This window comes from Vibrio hangzhouensis (assembly GCF_900107935.1).
Lineage (GTDB): Bacteria > Pseudomonadota > Gammaproteobacteria > Enterobacterales > Vibrionaceae > Vibrio > Vibrio hangzhouensis.
On the sequence record NZ_FNVG01000002.1, the window covers coordinates 1 to 18,779 of the forward strand.

The following is an 18,779-nucleotide window of genomic DNA, read 5'->3' on the forward strand; positions in this document are numbered from 1 at the left end:
TTTAAGTGATGCTGACACAGAAAAAGAAGTCGACAATGAGTCAGATCGCCTCTATTAATGGCTCAAGAAAACAATGTTATACTCAAGTAACCTCAAGATGCGTGTTCAGCGAGAATTACTTGGCTTCTAGGCGCGGCAGTGATTTGAAGATCTAGTGGCTCTAAATCGAAAATCGCTAACAAAGCATATAAGCCAAGTAAACTCGCCCTTTGGGAGCTCATCAAGGTGCTCATTTCTGCGTCAAATAGCTTCGAAAGGGAATAGCCATTCCTTCAACTATTTTCCTTGAACTGAACACCTTGATGAAGCTCTGAGTCCAGCATCTTGAGGTCACTTGAGTATTAAAGCGAGCCTTCAATCATGGCTCGCTTCTTAATTAGCCACTAACACCAGCTAGCACCCTCTTTCGACCCTGGATTGAGCAGTTCGTTGATATTAGCCTCAATGACACGATAACCCACATTACCGAACAGAGTCTGCCTACCTCCATCGAGTAAATAGCTAGGACTGCCCTTTATCTGCTGCGCTTCTCTCAGCAACTGGTCTTCCCACAGTGACGCATATGCGGAACCATCTTCCAGAAAAGGAAATAACGCTGAGATATCGATACCTTGCGCAACAAAGACTGCTGATATCTCCTTGCTACAACTGATATCCTTAGCTTCTACAAAAAAGGCATGACGTAATGAAGACGCTAGCTGAAGAATTTGACGATTGTCAGCGCCAGAAAGTTGAGCAGCTTTCAAATAGAGATGCGCGGTCATTGAACTTGTAGGTCTTACCTCTGACCAAACCCTGGGATTCAGAGCCAGTTCAGGAAACTTATCGACCACTTCTATCGTATGTTTAGCAAAGCCATCAAAGCCTCCCTTCTCCTTCCAGCCTTGACCTATTCGAGCTTCGGTACTCCCGAACAGGTTGATAAATTTGGGGATCAGCTCAACCTGACCGTCGAAGTTAGACATTAATTCTTCATTGCGGGCCTCCGCAGCCCAGGCCCATACACAGAGAACATCGCTTATATAGTCTATCTTTACCATCACTCTATCTCTCCTGTTGGCACATTTAATGGCCCTTAATTATCAACAAGAAGTCATCTCAAACGCTGCATTTAGCGTTCGGGCATTCACTACATTACGGTACCCCAGTGACAACAACGCCTCAGCAGCTTGCGATGAACGCATTCCAGATGCGCAATAAACAACCAGCACATCATCCGGTGACAGATCGGAGTTAGCCAACGAGAAAATCATTTGCAACGGGACATTGATCGACCCTTCAATATGCCCAGCGGCAAATTCTTGAGGTGATCGTACGTCAATAAAGTATGACTTGGTTTTCGCTGCCACCGAAGCACTTGTGGTTAAGGACTGGTTTGCAAATGACATAAAAACAGCTCCCGCTAATTAAGTTAAATCTAATATAAAATCCAATTTCTCGATAGTCAAACTTTTTATTTAGCAATTACTAATAAAATGAGCGCTCGAAAGCGCTCATTTTATTAGTAATTGCTAAATAAAATGAGCGCTCGAAAGCGCTCATTTAGGGTACTTAAATAAATGGAAGCTTATATCAGCTTTAATACCGCTGCATCGTAGGGCTGAAGATCGAGTTCAGAAAGCTTCGAAGTATTCATGTCGCCATTTGATACCAGCGTCTCTATGTCAAAGCCCTCAAACTGGCTGAGGTCAACCGTTACTGACTCACCGCTGAAGTTAGCGACAACCAAAATGCGCGTGCTATCATCGTGACGTAAGTAAGCAAATACTTTGTCGTGCTGTTCTAGCACCGGAGTAAACTCACCATAGACAATAACCTTGTTCTGCTTACGAAGTGCGATGAGCTCTTTGTAATAGTGATATACCGATTCGTTCGAGGCCATATCTTGCTCGGTATTCACATCAATATAGTTCGGGTTAACCTCTATCCATGGCTGACCGGTGGTAAACCCTGCGTGAGGTGCTGCAGACCATTGCATTGGAGTTCGCGCATTATCACGCCCATTTTCCGCCAGGGCATGCATCATCTCATCATGGCTAACACCCGCTTCTGTTTTCACTTTGTAGAAATTGAGAGACTCTATGTCCTGATACTGTTCAAGGCGGTCAAACTGAACATTGGTCATGCCGATCTCTTCACCCTGATAGATATAAGGAGTCCCTTTCATACAATGCAAAACCGTCGCCAGCATCTTCGCAGACTTGATCCTATATTGACCGTCATCGCCATACTTGGACACTGCACGGGGTAAATCATGATTGTTCCAAAACAGTGAGTTCCAACCGGTTTCCTTTAGCTCAAGCTGCCACTTGGTCAGAACCTGTTTGAAAGCCTTTAAATCGAGTTCTTCGGGTTGCCACTTGTCGCCATCACGCCAGGTAAGCGTGATGTGTTCAAACTGGAACACCATAGAGAGCTCTTCGCGTTCCTCGGCACTGTACAACTTGGCAATGTCTGGTGTGGCTTCCCACGTCTCACCGACAGTCAGCAAATCTTTATCACCAAACGTGGCTCTGTTCATCTGCTTCAGCAAAGGGTGCAGACGCGGCCCATTCCCCGTGATCCCTTTATCGATTTCTTTGCCAATTAAGTCAATAACATCAAGGCGAAAGCCGCCGATGCCTTTGTCGATCCACCAGTTCATCATCGTATGAACTTCTTCGTGAACCTTTGGATTCTCCCAATTTAGGTCTGGCTGTTTTTTTGAAAACAGATGCAAATAATATTGGCCCGTCGGTTCATGCCACTCCCAGGCGCTGCCACCAAAAATGGAACCTAAATCACTAGGCGCGCTGCCGTCTGGTTGAGCATCTCGCCAAACATAATAGTCGCGATACGGTGAGTCCTTCGACTCACACGCTTTCTGAAACCAATCATGTTCATCCGACGTGTGGTTTACGACCAGATCCATCACGATTCTGATGCCTCGTTCTCTGGCCTCCGCCAATAAGGCATCCATGTCTTCCATAGTGCCAAACTCAGGCGCAATCGCCTGATAGTCGGAGATATCATAGCCATTGTCGTCCATAGGCGACTGATACACCGGAGAAAGCCAAATCACATCAATACCGAGTTCAGAAAGGTAATCCAATTTAGACCGAATACCATTCAAATCGCCAATACCATCACCGTTAGAGTCACAAAAACTTCTTGGGTAGATCTGATACACAACCGAGTCATGCCACCACTTTTGTTCCATAATCTTGTCCTTTGCAGGTAACTTCTATATCACACTACTTTACGTACTCAGTTGTGGGAAAGAAAATAGAATATACGTATAATCATATAGATTATTCTAATATCACTAACTTTATCCTATGGCTATCAACAAATCCCTGAAATACTTTCTGGCCGTTGCCAAACACGGCAATATAAAACGTGCGTCCGACGAGCTGTACATTAGCCAGCCGTCTTTAACTTCAGCCATCAAAAAGCTGGAAGCTGAGATGGGTGCGCCGCTGTTTAATCGACTGTCGAAGGGAGTCGAGCTTACTCCATACGGTCAAAGGTTTAGAGCATTTGCGCAGGAACAGCAGGAGCAGTACTTCTCTCTGAAACACCAGTTTAGTGACATGCAGCAACGCCAGTTTGGTAAGATCAAAATTGGTACAGGTGAAGTATGGTGGGAAGGTTTTGTGAAGCAGTCCGTCAAAGATTATCAGACTCTAAATCCAGCCAGTTCATTTCATCTTGAGTTTGGTAATAACCTTTCTTTGCTCAACCACCTTACCATGGGTGATATAGATTTATTCATAGGTCATGAGGTACTTGAACTGTCAGAAGACTGCCGTGTTTCCTTTCAACCATTGTTTCAGGATTTTGAGTCTATCTATGTCTCTAACAAGCACCCTCTGTCAAGGTCAACCCCTTCTCCGGACCTTATCAACAACTATCCTCTGCTTAGGGTTACACCAAATCATCCACGCCATCAGACTGTGCTAGCTAACGGTTTGCCCCATGATGATCTTCTGGAGGAACGTATTATTTATGATGTGGATTCTGTACTGGCCAGTATCGACATGCTGCACATGACTCAAGCAGTTATGCCATATAGTCATCGCGCAGAAACCTGGCTGTCAGGCTTGGGACTGTCCACCTGTTACACAGACAAAACAAAAGTGGGAAACATCGGCATTTATACCAAATTGGGAGAAACCAAATCTACGGTATCTGAATTTGTCACGCTGTTGAAACAACACGCCCAAAATTTGGTCTAGTGTGTAAGTTCAAGGTCAAGTCACCAAAGTGTCATTTTTCTTTCATTAAAGTTTGATGTAATCGCCAAACTTTAATGAAAGCCAGAGGTTGGAGCTCGACTTGACTCTGAATCAGATCACGCTCAGTGAATCCACACTAAGCAATTTAAAATCAGTGGAATATCAATGGATTAGAACCATGTATGTGGAAGGGTATCAACGTGATGAGATTAATCATTACATCAAGGCGTGCTTTGGTGGCGACGACGTCTTCGCCGACTTACTTCAGCGTGTAGCACTGGAGCAAGAAAGCCTGTACGTCTTGCTCCAGTATGTAGGCTGTGCCCCGTCTAGTCGTGAGCTAACTTAGCCTCTCGCTCCACTGATGTTGGTGAACGTTGCAAAATAACATCAACCTCGGTAACCGTATAAGGCTTATCCATCTTCTTCCTTAAGTCCGCTACGAATCGCTCGTAGCTCTTAAATGTCATCGACTCCCGTTTAGGATCCACATACACCGACACCCAGGTCTTGCGTCCGAGTTTAGCGATAAAGATATCGACAATCTCAATCTCATACTCCTGAGCCAATCCTTTAAGGCCTCTGTAAATTGGCTTAGTGTGCTCAATCGGCGGCATGGCCAAAGTGAGCTCTCGCATACCGTTCTTAATGAGTTTGATGGGGTCGCTAATGAACGCCAGACTAAACAGAACCACCAGAATTTGGTCAATGTAGCGAGCAATCCAGCCCAAAGATGTCCCCTGAATAAAGATGACTAACAGAAGCGCAACGCCAATGGCACCAGAGATCACACCGTTGATAAACCAAGCGTTCTTTTCTGCCTTAAGGATGTCTGAGTTGGACTTTTTGTAACCCAAATGACATATCCAATATAGAATCGCGCACAAGATAACAGCCGGGAATACGTACACAGCCATAAGACCCAAAGCGGGATCCCTTCCCCCAGCGAGTATCACCGGAATATTGCTGCCCACAGCAAAGGCGATCAAAATAAGGATCGTAATGCCCTTTATCACCACAATCAGAGGCTCAAATGCGAAATAGCCGATAGGATAATGCCGTGACGTGCCCGATTCCGTCAACTTTGCTACGCGGAGAGAAGCAAAGGAGACTATCGCAGACAGTAAGTTAAACGAGGCGTCCAAAAGAATGGCACTGGAGCCGGAAATAGAGGCCATAATACCACCCCACAGCGCTAATAACCCTGCGCCTATCGCAGAGATAATGAGTGCATTTGGCTCGTTGATTTTTATCATCCTGCGCTCCCTTTAATACCGATGTCTATTGCAATATCCACTAACTCATGAATGGCTCCTCAATGTAAAAAACTCTATGACCATCAATGAGTGTTTACATTGGAGTAAAATTTATAACACAGCTATCCGAGCTTGCCTATCGACCCAAAAGCCAAGTGCCTAAAAGTAAGCCAGTTGTTACATAATATTCATACTAGTGGTAGATGTCTCATAAAACAGGCAAATAGATGACCAAAAACCACCCAATGTAACATTAAGTAACTTGCTGACATTCAAATAAAAACTCTTTCAACGCCTAGACGTGCACTTACTTCTAACTGACAGAGAACGTATCGACTTTAACTATGTTTATGACATCTGAGTTAACATGAGACAATTGATATGATTCGATTCAAACACCTCACTTTGGCTTCCATCGTGCTTTCCCTGATTAGTTTTCAAGGACTCGCCCACCCGTCAGGCCACCACAAGCACAAACAGAAGCATAAGCATAAACATCACAAAGAAGTCATTGTTGTGAAGAAGTACTATCCATCACCCAAAAAGCGCCCTAAATACAAACACTATCACTACAAGAAGATGCCCAGGCATACAACGTATATTAAGATTGGTAACTTTACTTATGCCAAGGTAGATGGTCATTACTATCAGAGAAGAGGCGACCGCTACGTCAATGTGATCCTGAAGTAGTTGCCATAAGAAAAAGCCCGGGCGACTGCCCGGGCTCTGGTTACAAGAAACTGTTATTCGTGATAGTAAGGAATCCTGGTAACAGCCAGCTATACGTAACACCAGAATGGCTTGCTTAACTTGTCGGCGGCCAAACCAATGAACGTTAAACAAGACAAAAAAACGGGTGACCTTGCGGTCACCCTTATCGTTATTATCCTTTGACGCCGCCGGCGGTGAGTCCACCCACGAGCCAGCGCTGTGCAAGCAAGAATACGATCGTGATAGGTAGCGCTGACAGTACCGCTGCCGCTGCGAAATCACCCCACAGGTAATTCTGAGGATACAGGTACTGCTGCATACCAACCGCTAATGTGTACGAGTTTACATCAGAAAGTAGCAATGACGCCACAGGTACTTCACCCACTACACCGATAAACGAGAGAATGAACACAACCGCTAGAATTGGCACCGAAAGTGGTAACAATACCAGGCGGAACGCCTGCCAAGGGGTCGCACCATCCAGAGCCGCCGCTTCCTCAAGAGAACCATCGATCGTCTCGAAATAACCTTTAATGGTCCACACGTGAAGCGCAATACCGCCGAGGTACGAAAAGATCAGACCACCGTGAGTATTCAAGCCAAGGAACGGAATGTACTGGCCCAGTTTGTCAAACAACGCGTACAGTGCAACCAGCGCAAGCACAGCTGGGAACATCTGAAAAATCATCATTGCTTTCAGAATGGTGCTCTTACCTGGGAAGCGCATACGTGCAAACGCGTAGGCAGATGTCGTAGACAGCGCAACAATCAAAATCGATGAAATGCCCGCGACTTTAACTGAGTTCCACAACCAAGTCAGAACAGGGAACGGCGGTGGTGTCACAGAACCATCGGCATTTGTTACCGAAAAGCCCAGCGCCAATTTCCAGTGTTCCAGTGACGGATTGTCTGGAATCAGACTACCCGTTGCAAAGTTACCTTCACGGAATGAGATTGCTACTACCATCAATAACGGAAAGATGATGAGTGACAGGAATGCCCAAAGCGCAATATGGGTCGCCCACACTCGGTATTTTAAAGACTTACCTTGTACCATTGCCATTGTGATATTCCTTAATCTTGCTCTAGTTTAGTGAAACGTAGGTTTAGTAGAGCTAACGCACCAACCAGAAGGAAGATAAGCGTAGCAATCGCACTCGCCAGACCGAAGTCCTGACCACCTGAACCTTCAAACGCGATACGGTAGGTATAGCTTACTAGTAGGTCGGTGTAACCTGCTGGCTCAGAGGTACCAATCATGTTTGGACCACCTTGAGTCAATAGCTGAATCATTACGAAGTTGTTGAAGTTGAAGGCAAAACTTGCAATCAATAGCGGCGTAAGCGGCTTAATCATCAACGGTAGTGTAACGCGCGTAAAGTTATGGATGAAGTTCGCTCCGTCAATCGCCGATGCTTCATACAAATCATCTGGAATCGCTTTTAATAGACCCATACATAGGATCATCATGTAAGGGAAACCAAGCCACGTGTTTACTATCAACACCATGGTTTTCGCTAGAATAGGGTCAGAGAACCAGCTAGGGCTGATACCAAAGATCGCTTGCAATACCATGTTGATCTCACCAAAGCTCTGGTTGAAGAGACCTTTAAAGATAAGAATCGAGATAAACGCTGGGACCGCATAGGGCAAAATCAACAGCACGCGGTAAACAGCGCGGCCTTTCAGTTCTTCCCACTGAACCACACTTGCCAGCACCATTCCGATAACCAAAGTGAAGATCACTGTCAGCACTGAGAACACTACAGTCCAGATAAAGATGCTGATAAACGGTTCTTTAATACCATCATCTTTCCAGACACGCTCAAAGTTGTGCGTACCAATATCGACGATAAAGCCAGGAGATACCGTATTGCCAACAAACTCTCCGCTCGCGTCAATAGGCTGATAGAAGCCTACTTCCATATTTGGACGGAATGTCTCACCAGTCTTGTTGTTCAGCAGATCGTCAGTACCTTCGATTTTGCTAAACAATGACTGCACCGACGCGAATTTACGCAGGCCACTCATTCGAATATCAGCACCATCTGGCATATGAAGATCGATGGTGTTCAGAGACGAACGGTTCTGGATGATGGCTTTGATTTTCTCTTTCTCACCCAATCGAGTGTCCGCGACGGTCAGATCGTAGTCTGCTCGAGGACTGGTTATGTCAAACTCCGGCGTCACAAGTAACTGTTCGCCATCTTTCACATAAATACGGTGGCCGTTATCTGTTTTATACAAATCAAAAGAGAAGCTTTCACCGCTTTGGAAAGTGCGCTGCATTAATACGCCCTGCGCCCTATCCAGTGAAAGTTGGTTTTTCGCACTGTAGTTCGTGAAGGCCAATCCGACCGTATACGCTAATGGGAAAAGAATAAAGAGAATCATGCCCGCAATACCCGGGTAGATATAACGGTGTGCGTATGTTTTCTTACTGCCGAAAATGTAAAGTGCCAGAGCGGTTAGAATCACAGTAAGCAATGCGAATGCAAGCTCACCGCGTGAATACATTAGAATTGTCGCGTAACCATTCACAAGACCGACCGAGCCAAGAAGTCCCCACTTAATGAATACTTTCTTGCTGCTTGGAACTGTATTAGTTTCTGCTGACATGGCATCTGTACCTTGAACTGACTGCATAAAAGGACCTGCTAGCGATAATACAAAAAATATAGAAAAGAAGGAGGGGTTACCCCCTCCTTAAAAGGGTAGTTCTGATGTGAAAATTACTTCGTCATCTGTTTTTCAGCGTCAGCAACTGCTGCTTCTACTGTTTGGCGACCGTCTACCACGTTCACGATTGCATTCTTAGCAGATGCCCAGAAAGCACTCATTTGAGGAACGTTTGGCATGATCTCACCGTTCATCGCATTGTCCATTGTCGCCGCGATGCGCGCATCTTCACCCAGTTCGTTCTGGAATGATGTAAGGGCAACAGCACCCAGTGGTTTGTCATCATTCACTTTACGTAGACCGTCGTTTGTTAGCAGGTAGTTCTCAAGGAACTCAACCGCCAGGTCACGGTTAGGCGATGCCGTGCTGATACCAGCAGTCAATACACCAACGAAAGGTTTAGACGCCTGACCGTTGAATTTAGGAAGCGTTGCTACACCATAGTTGATGCCAGACTTCTCAATGTTCGCCCAAGACCAAGGACCGTTGATAGTCATTGCTGTCTTACCTTGGTTAAACGCAGACTCAGAGACTGAGTAGTCCATGTCTGCAGAGATAACGCCTTTCTCTACCAAAGACTTAACAAACGTCAGCGCATCTTTCACACCGTCTTTCGCAATACCTGCGTCTTTGATGTCATAGCTGCCGCCATTGTATTTAAACGCGTAACCGCCGTCCGCAGCCATTAGTGGCCATGTGAAGTACGGTTCTTTCAGGTTCCACATGATCGCTGTTTTGCCATCTTTAGCAAGCTTAGCATTCAGTGCTTCTACTTCTTCCCAAGTCTTAGGTGGGTTTGGAACCAGGTCTTTGTTGTAGATAAGAGATAGGGATTCAACCGCTACTGGGTAACCGATAATTTTGCCATCGTACTTAACTGCGTCCCATGCGAAATCAACGATACCTTCTTTAATTTCTTTTGAAGGTTTGATTTCAGCCAGCAAACCTGCTTGAGCATACTCACCGAAACGGTCATGCGCCCAGAATACGATATCAGGACCGTCACCAGTCGCAGCAACTTGAGGGAAACGGCTCTCTAGACCATCAGGGTGAGCAACTGTCACCTTAATGCCTGTGTCTTCTTCGAACTGTTTACCTACTTCAGCCAGACCGTTATAACCTTTATCACCATTGATCCAAATAGTGAGTTGTCCTTCTTCGATAGCAGCATTTGCACCAAAAGAACCAAGAGCAACTAGTGTACCTAGAGCTACAGTGCTTAGGGCTTTTTTCATGTTCATATCCTTTTTATAGTTTTGATCGCAGGTTCATCCAGAGGATTTCCCAAATTTCGATGAGTATCATCTAAAAAATCCAGCAAGGTCTCATCCTCCTACTCCCTACGCCCTTGGGAGTAGCGATGATTTCCGTGATCTCAGTCGCCCAAGACTATAGATCAACATCACAAAACTATCTCGTGTTGTGACTGATTTCACTATTATCAGAACGATTTTTTTGAACTAGGTCTCACAGGGACTTTCTCCCCCCCTAACCCCTCCTCCTTCTCTACTCCCCCCACAAATTTTTTTATCAGGAGGATGTACGTATTGCCCAAATCACGGAAACTGCAGTCATCCAAAAGTGGATGGTAAGAACCCTTATCCAGTAGAGCATTAAGCTCACTCGCTTAAATAAGCAATGAATACTGGTTTTGCATCGCCGGACTCGTTAAGTAGTCACAAATTGAAGTACTAGTGGTAATTAGTTTTACGGGGGAGGCTTTCAGTTTGTGTCGGGGGATACTAACGAAGTTTTGGCTTTGAGGGTGGCGCCATATCGTACTGCGCCGCCCTTTTTTCTTTCCATCAGGGGCTAGATAAACAACCAAAGGACACGGTCTTTAATCATAATCAAGCGTAACCCTAATCACTGACCAATTTCCTACTATTATTACCTGTCGACTTATCTCTATAATGACCGACGGAAAGATATAAAAAATGAATCGAGGACGAGCTACATGGCGAGTGTCACGTTAAAAAATGTTAGTAAAGCGTACGGTGACGTACTGATCTCCAAGAATGTCGATCTGGAAATCAATGAAGGCGAATTTGTCGTCTTTGTTGGTCCATCAGGTTGTGGTAAATCAACTCTACTACGTTGTATCGCAGGTTTAGAAGACATCACGTCCGGTGATTTGTATATTGGTGAAGAGCGCATGAACGATGTTGAACCATCAAAGCGCGGCGTAGGTATGGTATTCCAGTCATACGCACTTTATCCTCACCTTAACCTATACGACAACATGTCGTTTGGTCTTAAACTCGCTAAAGCAGACAAATCAGAAATCGACCGTCGAGTTGAGCACGCAGCAGAAATACTTCAGCTGGGTCACCTACTGGAGCGTCAGCCTAAAGCCCTGTCCGGTGGTCAGCGCCAGCGCGTTGCTATTGGCCGTACTCTGGTTTCTCAACCGAATGTGTTCCTACTGGATGAGCCTTTATCGAACCTGGATGCGGCGTTACGTGTAAACATGCGTTCGCAGATCACCAAACTACAACGACAGCTAGGCTGCACCATGATCTACGTGACTCACGATCAGGTAGAAGCAATGACTATGGCTGATAAGATTGTCGTTCTGGATGCAGGTTGGGTTTCTCAGGTTGGTAAGCCTCTTGAGTTGTACCACTACCCAGAAAACCGTTTTGTAGCGGGCTTTATCGGTTCTCCTAAAATGAATTTTATGAGCGTGTTCATTGAGGAAGTCGAAGCCGAGCGAGTAAAAGTTCAACTGTCTGATGGTGCTTCTTTCTGGATCCCCGTCGACGGCACAACAGTCAATCGCGGTGACCGTATGTCAATGGGTGTTCGCCCAGAACACTTAGTATCGGCAGAAGAAGGCGATGCGACAGTTGAAGGCGAAGTCATGATTGTTGAAAAGCTGGGCAATGAAACGCAGGCATATCTGAATCTGGAAAGTGCTGATGCGGACGTCATCTACCGTCAGCCAGATACACTGAATGTAGAAGTGGGCGATAAACTAGCAATTGGTATCCCTGCTCATCGTTGCCACCTGTTCCATAGCGACGGCAATGCCTGTCGTCGACTACACAAAGAAGCGGGTGTATAACCGCCAGTTAAACTCCAAGTTGTAAGCATCTTTGCTTGCTGAACACCCCCCTTCCTCGTTGAGGTTGGGGGATTTTTTATCGCCATTCATCTCATCTGACGACCGTTAGGACACAAACTCGTTAGAAGCGATGTTATTCTTAGCCCACAATAATGCCTGAAGCCGGTTTTTGACTTTTATTTTTTTAAAAGTATTGTGCAAATGCGCTTTTACCGTGTTCTCGCTAACAAATAATGCTTCAGCAATTTCAGTATTAGAGGCCCCATCACCCAACAATTTGATGATTTGCTGCTCTCGTTTGGTCAGCTTAGTGAAGTAAGGGCTGGTTTTCGCACATTGACGACCACGATAGAACTTGATGTACTCAAATACCAGCTTACGGCTCATCCACATTTCACCGCGCAGAATACACTCAAAGCCATTGACCAGCGTGTCCAGATTATCCGAAGAATAAAACAATCCAACCAAATTCTGCCACTTGAGCATTTCTGAGTGAGGGATGTCTGCAGGAGCATTGAGCAAAATCTCCTGTACTGTGTCCAAGGCCTGTTCCAAAACTTCGTGATATCGCTCAATATGTTGATTTGAAAGTGCGGGGAAATCGGCGACAATAAAGTCAACTGGCTGTTCGTTAAGGTCTAACGTTCCTTTGACTAAACACTCTGGTGACACCAACGTTATCTTAATAGCGACCTTTTGCTCGATGGATTCTTTAAGTAGACTTGATTGTAAATTGTCATCCGCTAACAAAATCGCACTTCGGGTTTCGGTTTCCGTCATAGCAAACTCCTTTTCTGAGCCCAATTTCCCGAACTGTCATTCTAAAGTTAATTTCTTTTAGTGTAGCGTCAAGTGACTGAATTGTTAATTACATCACCCAAACTTTGAAATACATCCAATAATCATTCAATTAACTTATTTCTCTCAGATTTGAGACAGTACGAAATTACATTCCACGAAGGTTTAGGAGTCAAAGGCGAAACGAGCGAGAAACAAAAAATAAAAGCACATTTCTCAATGTGCTTTTATCGGATAAATCTGGAGGGAAATTAGTGAACGGGTGTTTGATTCTTCTGGTTAAACTTGCCGAAGTACTGCTCTAAGATCTCAGGAGTCAGTTTTCCCTCTGCTTCTAGTTGTTTCAGCTTGGCCGCAATTTCACGCTGCTCCTCGATAGATGGAAGCGCAACTTCTGGCTCAGATTCAACTTGAGAAGACATTAGCTCCAACTCTTTCTCAAAATCACTCATAACACATTTACCTTACTTTAAAACATCGAAACTGGCGTTAGTGTACTTGTTTTACGCAATTGATGCCATTGCGCCATATCAATTCGCCGCTGACAATCTAGTTGTCAATCTGAACATACTGTGGAGCCAACATCACAAAACCAAACATGATTCGTGACAAATTCTGCTATTGTAATTACAAAACAATGACATAAATTAGGGAACTTTCGTCAGGATCAATTATCTACATATACTCGGATAAAGCCCGGATATCAGTATCGGTGTATGATGAGATGAACTCATTGTTACATTCTTAACGCTAGTCATAAGGAACATCAAACATGCCAGCGCAGTCTTTCCAACAACTACAACACTATCTCGAATCTCAGGTTATTGGTCAGGACAACCTTGTTAAACAACTTTTGGTCGCTTTGTTGGCTGACGGACACATTCTCGTCGAAGGCCCTCCAGGCCTCGCTAAAACACGTGCTGTAAAATCATTGGCGGATTGCATTGAAGGCAGCTTTCATCGAATTCAGTTTACACCTGACCTGTTACCCTCTGACCTGACAGGTACCGATATTTACCGCCCTGAAACCGGTGAATTCCAATTCAAGTCAGGCCCCATATTTCATTCACTAATCCTTGCCGATGAAGTCAATCGTGCACCTGCAAAAGTACAGGCGGCCATGCTAGAAGCCATGGCTGAAAAACAAATCAGTGTCGGTCAAACCACATATCCGCTACCGGAACTCTTTCTGGTGATGGCCACACAGAACCCTATAGAGCAAGAAGGTACCTACCCTTTACCCGAAGCTCAACTCGACCGCTTCTTACTGCACTTGGAAGTCAACTATCCTGATTCCGAAAGCGAGCTGGCAATTCTAAGACTCAACCGGGGTGAAGCCCTCGGTGAGATTCACAGCTTTACCAATAAGCTCTCTCAACAAGAGATTTTCGAAGCACGTCGTCAGGTTCTGTCTATTCATATGGCAGAAACCATCGAGATGTACATTGTTCGTCTCATTGTGGCCACCAGACAGCCGGGCATCTATAGTCAGAACCTGCTCAAATGGTTCGAAATGGGCGTCAGTCCTCGTGCTACCATTGCACTCGACAGGGCAGCTCGTGCACATGCCTGGCTCCACGGCCGTGACTTCGTGAGTCCGGAAGACGTCCACGCAGTGATCCATCCAGTGCTTCGCCACCGTCTACTATTAAGTTATCAGGCTCAGGCTGAGGGCGTTACTGGAAACAGGGTGATAGACGAACTGCTTCAGACGGTTGCTTCAGCCTAAGTAGAGTTGATTATGTTTGAGGCCATCAAATTTCTCCGCTTACTCCGCTCTTCTTCCGAGCCGCAGAGCCATCTCGAAAATTTTGTTACTGAGGGCGATCTCCCCGGGTCATGTAATGGTGTACGTGTCACTGTCGAAGAGTTAGCGTTTTACCAGACTCACGGCAAACGCTGGCAACCACCGGCCAAAAATCTTTGGTCGCAACTCAATGGACAGCATGCCAGTCAACGTAAAGGGCGGGGAATGACCTTCTCCGAAGTACGTCAGTATCAGGCTGGTGACGATGTTCGGCAGATTGACTGGCGAGTCACTGCACGCACAGGAAAAGTCCACACTAAGTTGTTTACCGAAGAACGGGAGCGCCCCGTTGTACTGTTCATCGATTTGACGCCAAGTATGTTCACCGGAACCGAACTACTTCTGAAATCAGTGCAGCTTTGCCACCTGGCGAGTTTGTTAGCCTGGATTGCCATTGGCAATAAAGACAGAGTCGGTGCTGTCATTCGAACTCAGGAGGAACTGGTAGAAATACGTCCTTCAGGCTCCAGATCATCCTTGTTTCAGTTATTGCATCGCCTATGTGAAATGCATAATCGTGCTTTCAAGCAACCTAGCGCAGAAGCCAGCTACCACCATGAGGATGTTTTTCGCGTACTGACAAACCTTTGTAGCAAAGGCAGTGAGCTCATTCTGCTCAGTGATTTCTCTGATATCCCCCAAAGCGGACTGGAGTCTGTCACGCGGATGGCACAGCATAACCGCGTTAGAGCAATACAACTCTACGATCCTATTGAACTAGGACAAAGTCGGGCAAAAGGACTGCAAAAGGTGCAAGGCAAAGTTGAACAAATGTCTATTAACTTGTCTAGTCAACAAGTCAGAGCCAGTATTAAGCGCGCCTTTTTAGCTCAGCAAAACACCTTAGAGACCCAATTGGGGCAGTATGGTATTGCGCTCTCTCAGGTTTCCAGTGGTGAGCCACTGTTAAAACAATTATTAAAAACCCATTATTGAGTGTCGAATTATGAGTCAGTTAGATCAAACTCAATCGTTGCCATTAAAAGCAATTCACCTCCCTGCCGAACCTGGTATCTGGCCTCTTCCCTGGGGATACTGGGCATTGCTCGCTTTCGTCATTTTTGCCCTTGTTACCGTCGTGGTCGGGCTGCGAATGCACAAACAAAAGCGCAGAGCCAAGCTTGCCGCCATTCAACTATTGAAGTACGAATCAGACAGCCTCACTCCCTCTGCAGCGAACGAGATTCTCAGACAGGCGGCTCTCAGTTACTTTCCTCGTCAGGACATTGCCAAGCTCACTGGTAACGAGTGGCTAAACTTTTTGGATTCTCAACTGGCAGCGCCAAGGTTTACCACACATTCTGAGCTTTGGATGAATACCCTGTATCGCGCAGAGAAATGTGAACCTGAAACCCAACTTCAGCTTATAGAGGACTGCTTTTACTGGTTGCATAATGCGTTGCCTCCCAAGAGACAGTTTAAAAACTGGAATAAGTCATGAGTGGGTTTGCTTTTGAATGGTGGTGGATGTTTATGCTTCTACCACTGCCTTATCTGTCCTATCGTTTACTGCCCCACCAGAAATCAGATTCTCACGTAGTGTTGCCCCATTTAACAACCATGGCGACTGCGGGGCAAAAAAGAATACTGGCACTGAGAATTATCGCCACTCTTGGATGGATACTTCTTGTGACAGCCAGTGCCCGTCCCGTCTGGTATGGCGAACCAATCGACATTCAGCCAAAACATCGGGATATGATGCTGGTCATCGACTTGTCCTATTCAATGAGTCAGGAAGATATGAAGCAGGGAGAGGGTTACATTGACCGTCTTAGCGCAGTAAAACAAGTGGTCTCTGAATTTGTCGACAGACGCAAAGGAGATCGGATGGGGCTGGTTTATTTTGCAGACCATGCATATTTACAAACACCTTTGACGTTCGATCGCCAAACAATTAACAGTCAACTCAATCAAACAGTGCTTAAACTCATAGGGACGCAAACTGCCATTGGCGATGGCATTGGTCTTGCGACCAAAACCTTTATTGATAGTGACGCCCCTCAGCGAGTCATGATTTTGCTCAGCGATGGAAGCAACAACGCTGGTGTGCTCGACCCTATCGAAGCTGCTGAAATTGCTCACAAGTACGATACCACCATCTACACCATCGGTGTGGGTGCCGGAGAGATGCAGGTGCGGGATTTCTTTATGACTCGGACTGTTAATACTGCAGAGGACTTGGACGAGAAGACTCTTATCAAGATTGCGAATATGACGGGTGGACAATATTTCAGAGCAAGAAATGCAAAAGAACTCGAAACCATTTACGACACCATTAACGCTCTGCAACCGGTTCAAAAAGCAACGCAGTCATGGCGTCCAAGAACCGAGTGGTTTTCGTACCCAGCAACACTGGGTCTGATACTCATCCTGACCGTTGTTGTAATAAGGAGGAATGATGTCTGATATTGTATTCCTTTACCCGACTGTACTCTGGCTGATGATTCCCTGGGCAGCAGTATGTCTTGTGCTAAGCGCCTCTGCATCAAAAACTGCCATCATCGCCCCTCACCTGGCTAAACAGTTGGGCACAAACAATCAGCCATCTCAGCGCAATAGCCGTTGGCTGTCGCTGCTAGGCTTTGTCGTGATTTTGGCCATATCCGGTCCCAGCTTTGAAAAAGCTTCACTACCCGCAGCGCAAACTTCGAAAGCGAGAGTGTTGGTATTGGATATGTCATTATCTGTACATGCAGCTGACATTAAGCCAAGTCGGCTGGCTCAAATCAAATACAAAGCCCAGGATATTCTTCCACTGCTCAATCAAGGACAAACCGGGCTCGTCGCATACGCTGGTGATGCCTACACATTGAGTCCTCTCACCACGGATTCTGCTACCCTGTCCAATCTGATACAAAACCTATCGCCTGAGATCATGCCGTTACCAGGGGCACGTGCAGATCTTGGCGTCAAGCAAGCGATAGACATGATGACGCAGGCCGGACTCATTCAGGGCGAAATTATCCTGTTTGCCGACGATCTCGATGATAGTGAAATCAACCATATCAGGAGCTTATTGGATAATGGACAGTGGACTCTTTCTGTTCTGGCGTTTGGCAGTCGCAGTGGTGCTCCGATCCCACTGTCTGATGGGACACTGCTTACTGACAATCAAGGTAGCACTGTGATTGCCAAAACACAGTTCGGCAATCTGAAGGCAGCAGCGAACCTCACAGGAGGACAATACTCGGTCTACCGCAGTGATAATGAAGACATCACTCACCTCGTCTCCGGTTCATCATTGAGCAATGCGTCGACCGAACGTGGCGTCACCGAGATTGAAACTCAGGTCAATAATGGCTTCTGGCTGATACCACTTGCCCTTGCTCTGGCGTTGCCCTTGTTCAGAAAAGGCACGCTTTTTTCTGCCTCTGTTCTGTTATTGGGATTGTCCATGCCCAGTGATCGAGTGGAAGCATCCATTTTCGACTCGGCTTTCTCAAACGCCAATCAGAGAGGCATGGCCGCATTTAGCAACCAGGACTATACCACCGCCGCACAGACATTCAGCGATGCCCGCTGGCGTGCAGCTGCGCTTTATGAGAGTGGCGATTATGAAGGGGCCTTGCTAGCCTCAGAAGGATTGACAGATATCGCATCCACCTACAATAAAGGCAACGCTTATGCACAATTAGGCCAATATCAGCAAGCTATAGAAAGTTATCAGCAGGTGCTTGCTCAAGATCCAGAACACATCGACGCGCGCTTCAACCTTGATTTAGTCAATCAAGCCCAACAGCAACAGCAACAGCAACAGCAACAGCAACAGCAACAGCAACAAGAGTCTGATAGCGAAGAGTCTCAAGATCAAGCCTCACCACAAGACAACACGGGAGCTGGAGATAAAGGTTCTGACCCGAAAAAGTCACAAGAGCAACATGGCAAAGAGCAAGCTCAACAAAACGCTTCTTCGCAATCAGATGCGAGCAAGTCAGAACCTGAGAAATCCAACCAGCAAACCTCCGAAGACTCGGCTCAAAAGCCCGGAGAATCAACCAGGGAAGGCACTGAAGAATCGAGTGCCGATGTTGACTCCACAGGTGACCCAGAAGTTAGGCATGAACAAGACGCCGCTCGCCAGGCCCAGCCCAGCTACCCAGTTCAACAAAGTGCAGCGGACCCTGAACTCAGAAAACTAGAACAGATCGAAAGTGCCAGGGATCCTGCGTATTTGCTGAAAGCACAAATGCTTCTGCAGGCAAAAGAGAAACAAGCCCCTTCATCAACCGGGAAAAATTGGTAGT

The 18,779-nt window shown here is 46.1% G+C and carries 18 protein-coding genes; 9 read left to right on the forward strand and 9 right to left on the reverse strand.

Features of this window, described 5'->3' with window-relative positions:
* Nucleotides 1-383: 383 nt before the first annotated feature.
* From C4S60_RS01830 to C4S60_RS01840, 3 genes are all read right to left on the reverse strand, one after another.
* Nucleotides 384-1,040: a DsbA family oxidoreductase gene (locus tag C4S60_RS01830; RefSeq protein WP_103878627.1), complete on the reverse strand. Its 657-nt coding sequence runs from the start codon at nt 1,038-1,040 to the stop codon at nt 384-386.
* Nucleotides 1,041-1,082: 42 nt separating this feature from the next.
* Nucleotides 1,083-1,388: a rhodanese-like domain-containing protein gene (locus tag C4S60_RS01835; protein WP_103878628.1), complete on the reverse strand. Its 306-nt coding sequence runs from the start codon at nt 1,386-1,388 to the stop codon at nt 1,083-1,085.
* A 179-nt stretch (nt 1,389-1,567) separates the two neighbouring features.
* On the reverse strand, nt 1,568-3,199 hold the full coding sequence (locus C4S60_RS01840) for a glycoside hydrolase family 13 protein (RefSeq protein WP_103878629.1): 1,632 nt from the start codon (nt 3,197-3,199) through the stop codon (nt 1,568-1,570).
* Nucleotides 3,200-3,323: 124 nt separating this feature from the next.
* Between C4S60_RS01840 and C4S60_RS01845 the strand changes: the two genes are divergently transcribed.
* Nucleotides 3,324-4,217: a LysR family transcriptional regulator gene (locus C4S60_RS01845; protein WP_103878965.1), complete on the forward strand. Its 894-nt coding sequence runs from the start codon at nt 3,324-3,326 to the stop codon at nt 4,215-4,217.
* Between the two features lie 100 nt (nt 4,218-4,317).
* Nucleotides 4,318-4,566, forward strand: a complete 249-nt coding sequence (locus C4S60_RS01850; RefSeq protein WP_103878966.1) for a hypothetical protein — start codon at nt 4,318-4,320, stop codon at nt 4,564-4,566.
* On the opposite strand, the gene C4S60_RS01855 is transcribed toward C4S60_RS01850, so the two are convergent.
* Entirely contained in the window at nt 4,547-5,473 is a 927-nt protein-coding gene (locus C4S60_RS01855) for a cation efflux transmembrane domain-containing protein (protein ID WP_103878630.1), read from the reverse strand. The genes C4S60_RS01850 and C4S60_RS01855 overlap by 20 nt on opposite strands.
* Nucleotides 5,474-5,854: 381 nt before the next feature.
* Here C4S60_RS01855 and C4S60_RS01860 point away from each other — a divergent pair, with 381 nt between their 5' ends.
* Nucleotides 5,855-6,163, forward strand: coding sequence for a VPA0510 family protein (locus C4S60_RS01860; protein WP_103878631.1), 309 nt, complete (start codon nt 5,855-5,857; stop codon nt 6,161-6,163).
* A gap of 193 nt (nt 6,164-6,356) precedes the next feature.
* On the opposite strand, the gene malG is transcribed toward C4S60_RS01860, so the two are convergent.
* The 3 genes from malG to malE all read right to left on the reverse strand — a co-directional run bounded on the left by malG (nt 6,357) and on the right by malE (nt 10,098).
* Complete coding sequence (malG, locus tag C4S60_RS01865; RefSeq protein ID WP_103878632.1) at nt 6,357-7,247, reverse strand: maltose ABC transporter permease MalG; 891 nt, start codon at nt 7,245-7,247, stop codon at nt 6,357-6,359.
* An 11-nt stretch (nt 7,248-7,258) separates the two neighbouring features.
* Nucleotides 7,259-8,830 (reverse strand): maltose ABC transporter permease MalF, encoded by a 1,572-nt coding sequence (gene malF, locus C4S60_RS01870; protein WP_103878633.1) that lies wholly within the window; start codon nt 8,828-8,830, stop codon nt 7,259-7,261.
* An 86-nt stretch (nt 8,831-8,916) separates the two neighbouring features.
* A complete protein-coding gene (malE, locus tag C4S60_RS01875; protein ID WP_103878634.1) occupies nt 8,917-10,098 on the reverse strand; it encodes a maltose/maltodextrin ABC transporter substrate-binding protein MalE in 1,182 nt (393 codons plus the stop codon).
* A 722-nt stretch (nt 10,099-10,820) separates the two neighbouring features.
* On the opposite strand from malE, the gene malK reads away from it, so the two are divergent.
* Nucleotides 10,821-11,930, forward strand: coding sequence for a maltose/maltodextrin ABC transporter ATP-binding protein MalK (malK, locus tag C4S60_RS01880; protein WP_103878635.1), 1,110 nt, complete (start codon nt 10,821-10,823; stop codon nt 11,928-11,930).
* A gap of 105 nt (nt 11,931-12,035) precedes the next feature.
* Here malK and C4S60_RS01885 read toward each other — a convergent pair whose 3' ends face one another.
* Nucleotides 12,036-12,710, reverse strand: a complete 675-nt coding sequence (locus C4S60_RS01885; RefSeq protein WP_103878636.1) for a LuxR C-terminal-related transcriptional regulator — start codon at nt 12,708-12,710, stop codon at nt 12,036-12,038.
* A gap of 269 nt (nt 12,711-12,979) precedes the next feature.
* Nucleotides 12,980-13,180 (reverse strand): chromosome partitioning protein ParA, encoded by a 201-nt coding sequence (locus C4S60_RS01890; protein WP_103878637.1) that lies wholly within the window; start codon nt 13,178-13,180, stop codon nt 12,980-12,982.
* 320 nt (nt 13,181-13,500) lie between these two features.
* On the opposite strand from C4S60_RS01890, the gene C4S60_RS01895 reads away from it, so the two are divergent.
* From C4S60_RS01895 to C4S60_RS01915, 5 genes are read left to right on the forward strand one after another with little or no spacing between them, the layout of a single operon-like run.
* Nucleotides 13,501-14,457 (forward strand): AAA family ATPase, encoded by a 957-nt coding sequence (locus C4S60_RS01895; RefSeq protein WP_103878638.1) that lies wholly within the window; start codon nt 13,501-13,503, stop codon nt 14,455-14,457.
* Between the two features lie 12 nt (nt 14,458-14,469).
* Nucleotides 14,470-15,471, forward strand: a complete 1,002-nt coding sequence (locus C4S60_RS01900) for a DUF58 domain-containing protein (RefSeq protein ID WP_103878639.1) — start codon at nt 14,470-14,472, stop codon at nt 15,469-15,471.
* A 10-nt stretch (nt 15,472-15,481) separates the two neighbouring features.
* Complete coding sequence (locus tag C4S60_RS01905; protein WP_103878640.1) at nt 15,482-15,976, forward strand: DUF4381 domain-containing protein; 495 nt, start codon at nt 15,482-15,484, stop codon at nt 15,974-15,976.
* Nucleotides 15,973-16,941, forward strand: coding sequence for a vWA domain-containing protein (locus tag C4S60_RS01910; protein WP_103878641.1), 969 nt, complete (start codon nt 15,973-15,975; stop codon nt 16,939-16,941). The genes C4S60_RS01905 and C4S60_RS01910 overlap by 4 nt, the downstream gene beginning before the upstream one ends.
* Complete coding sequence (locus C4S60_RS01915) at nt 16,931-18,778, forward strand: VWA domain-containing protein (protein WP_244182996.1); 1,848 nt, start codon at nt 16,931-16,933, stop codon at nt 18,776-18,778. Before C4S60_RS01910 ends, C4S60_RS01915 begins: the two co-directional genes overlap by 11 nt.
* Nucleotide 18,779 lies beyond the last annotated feature (1 nt).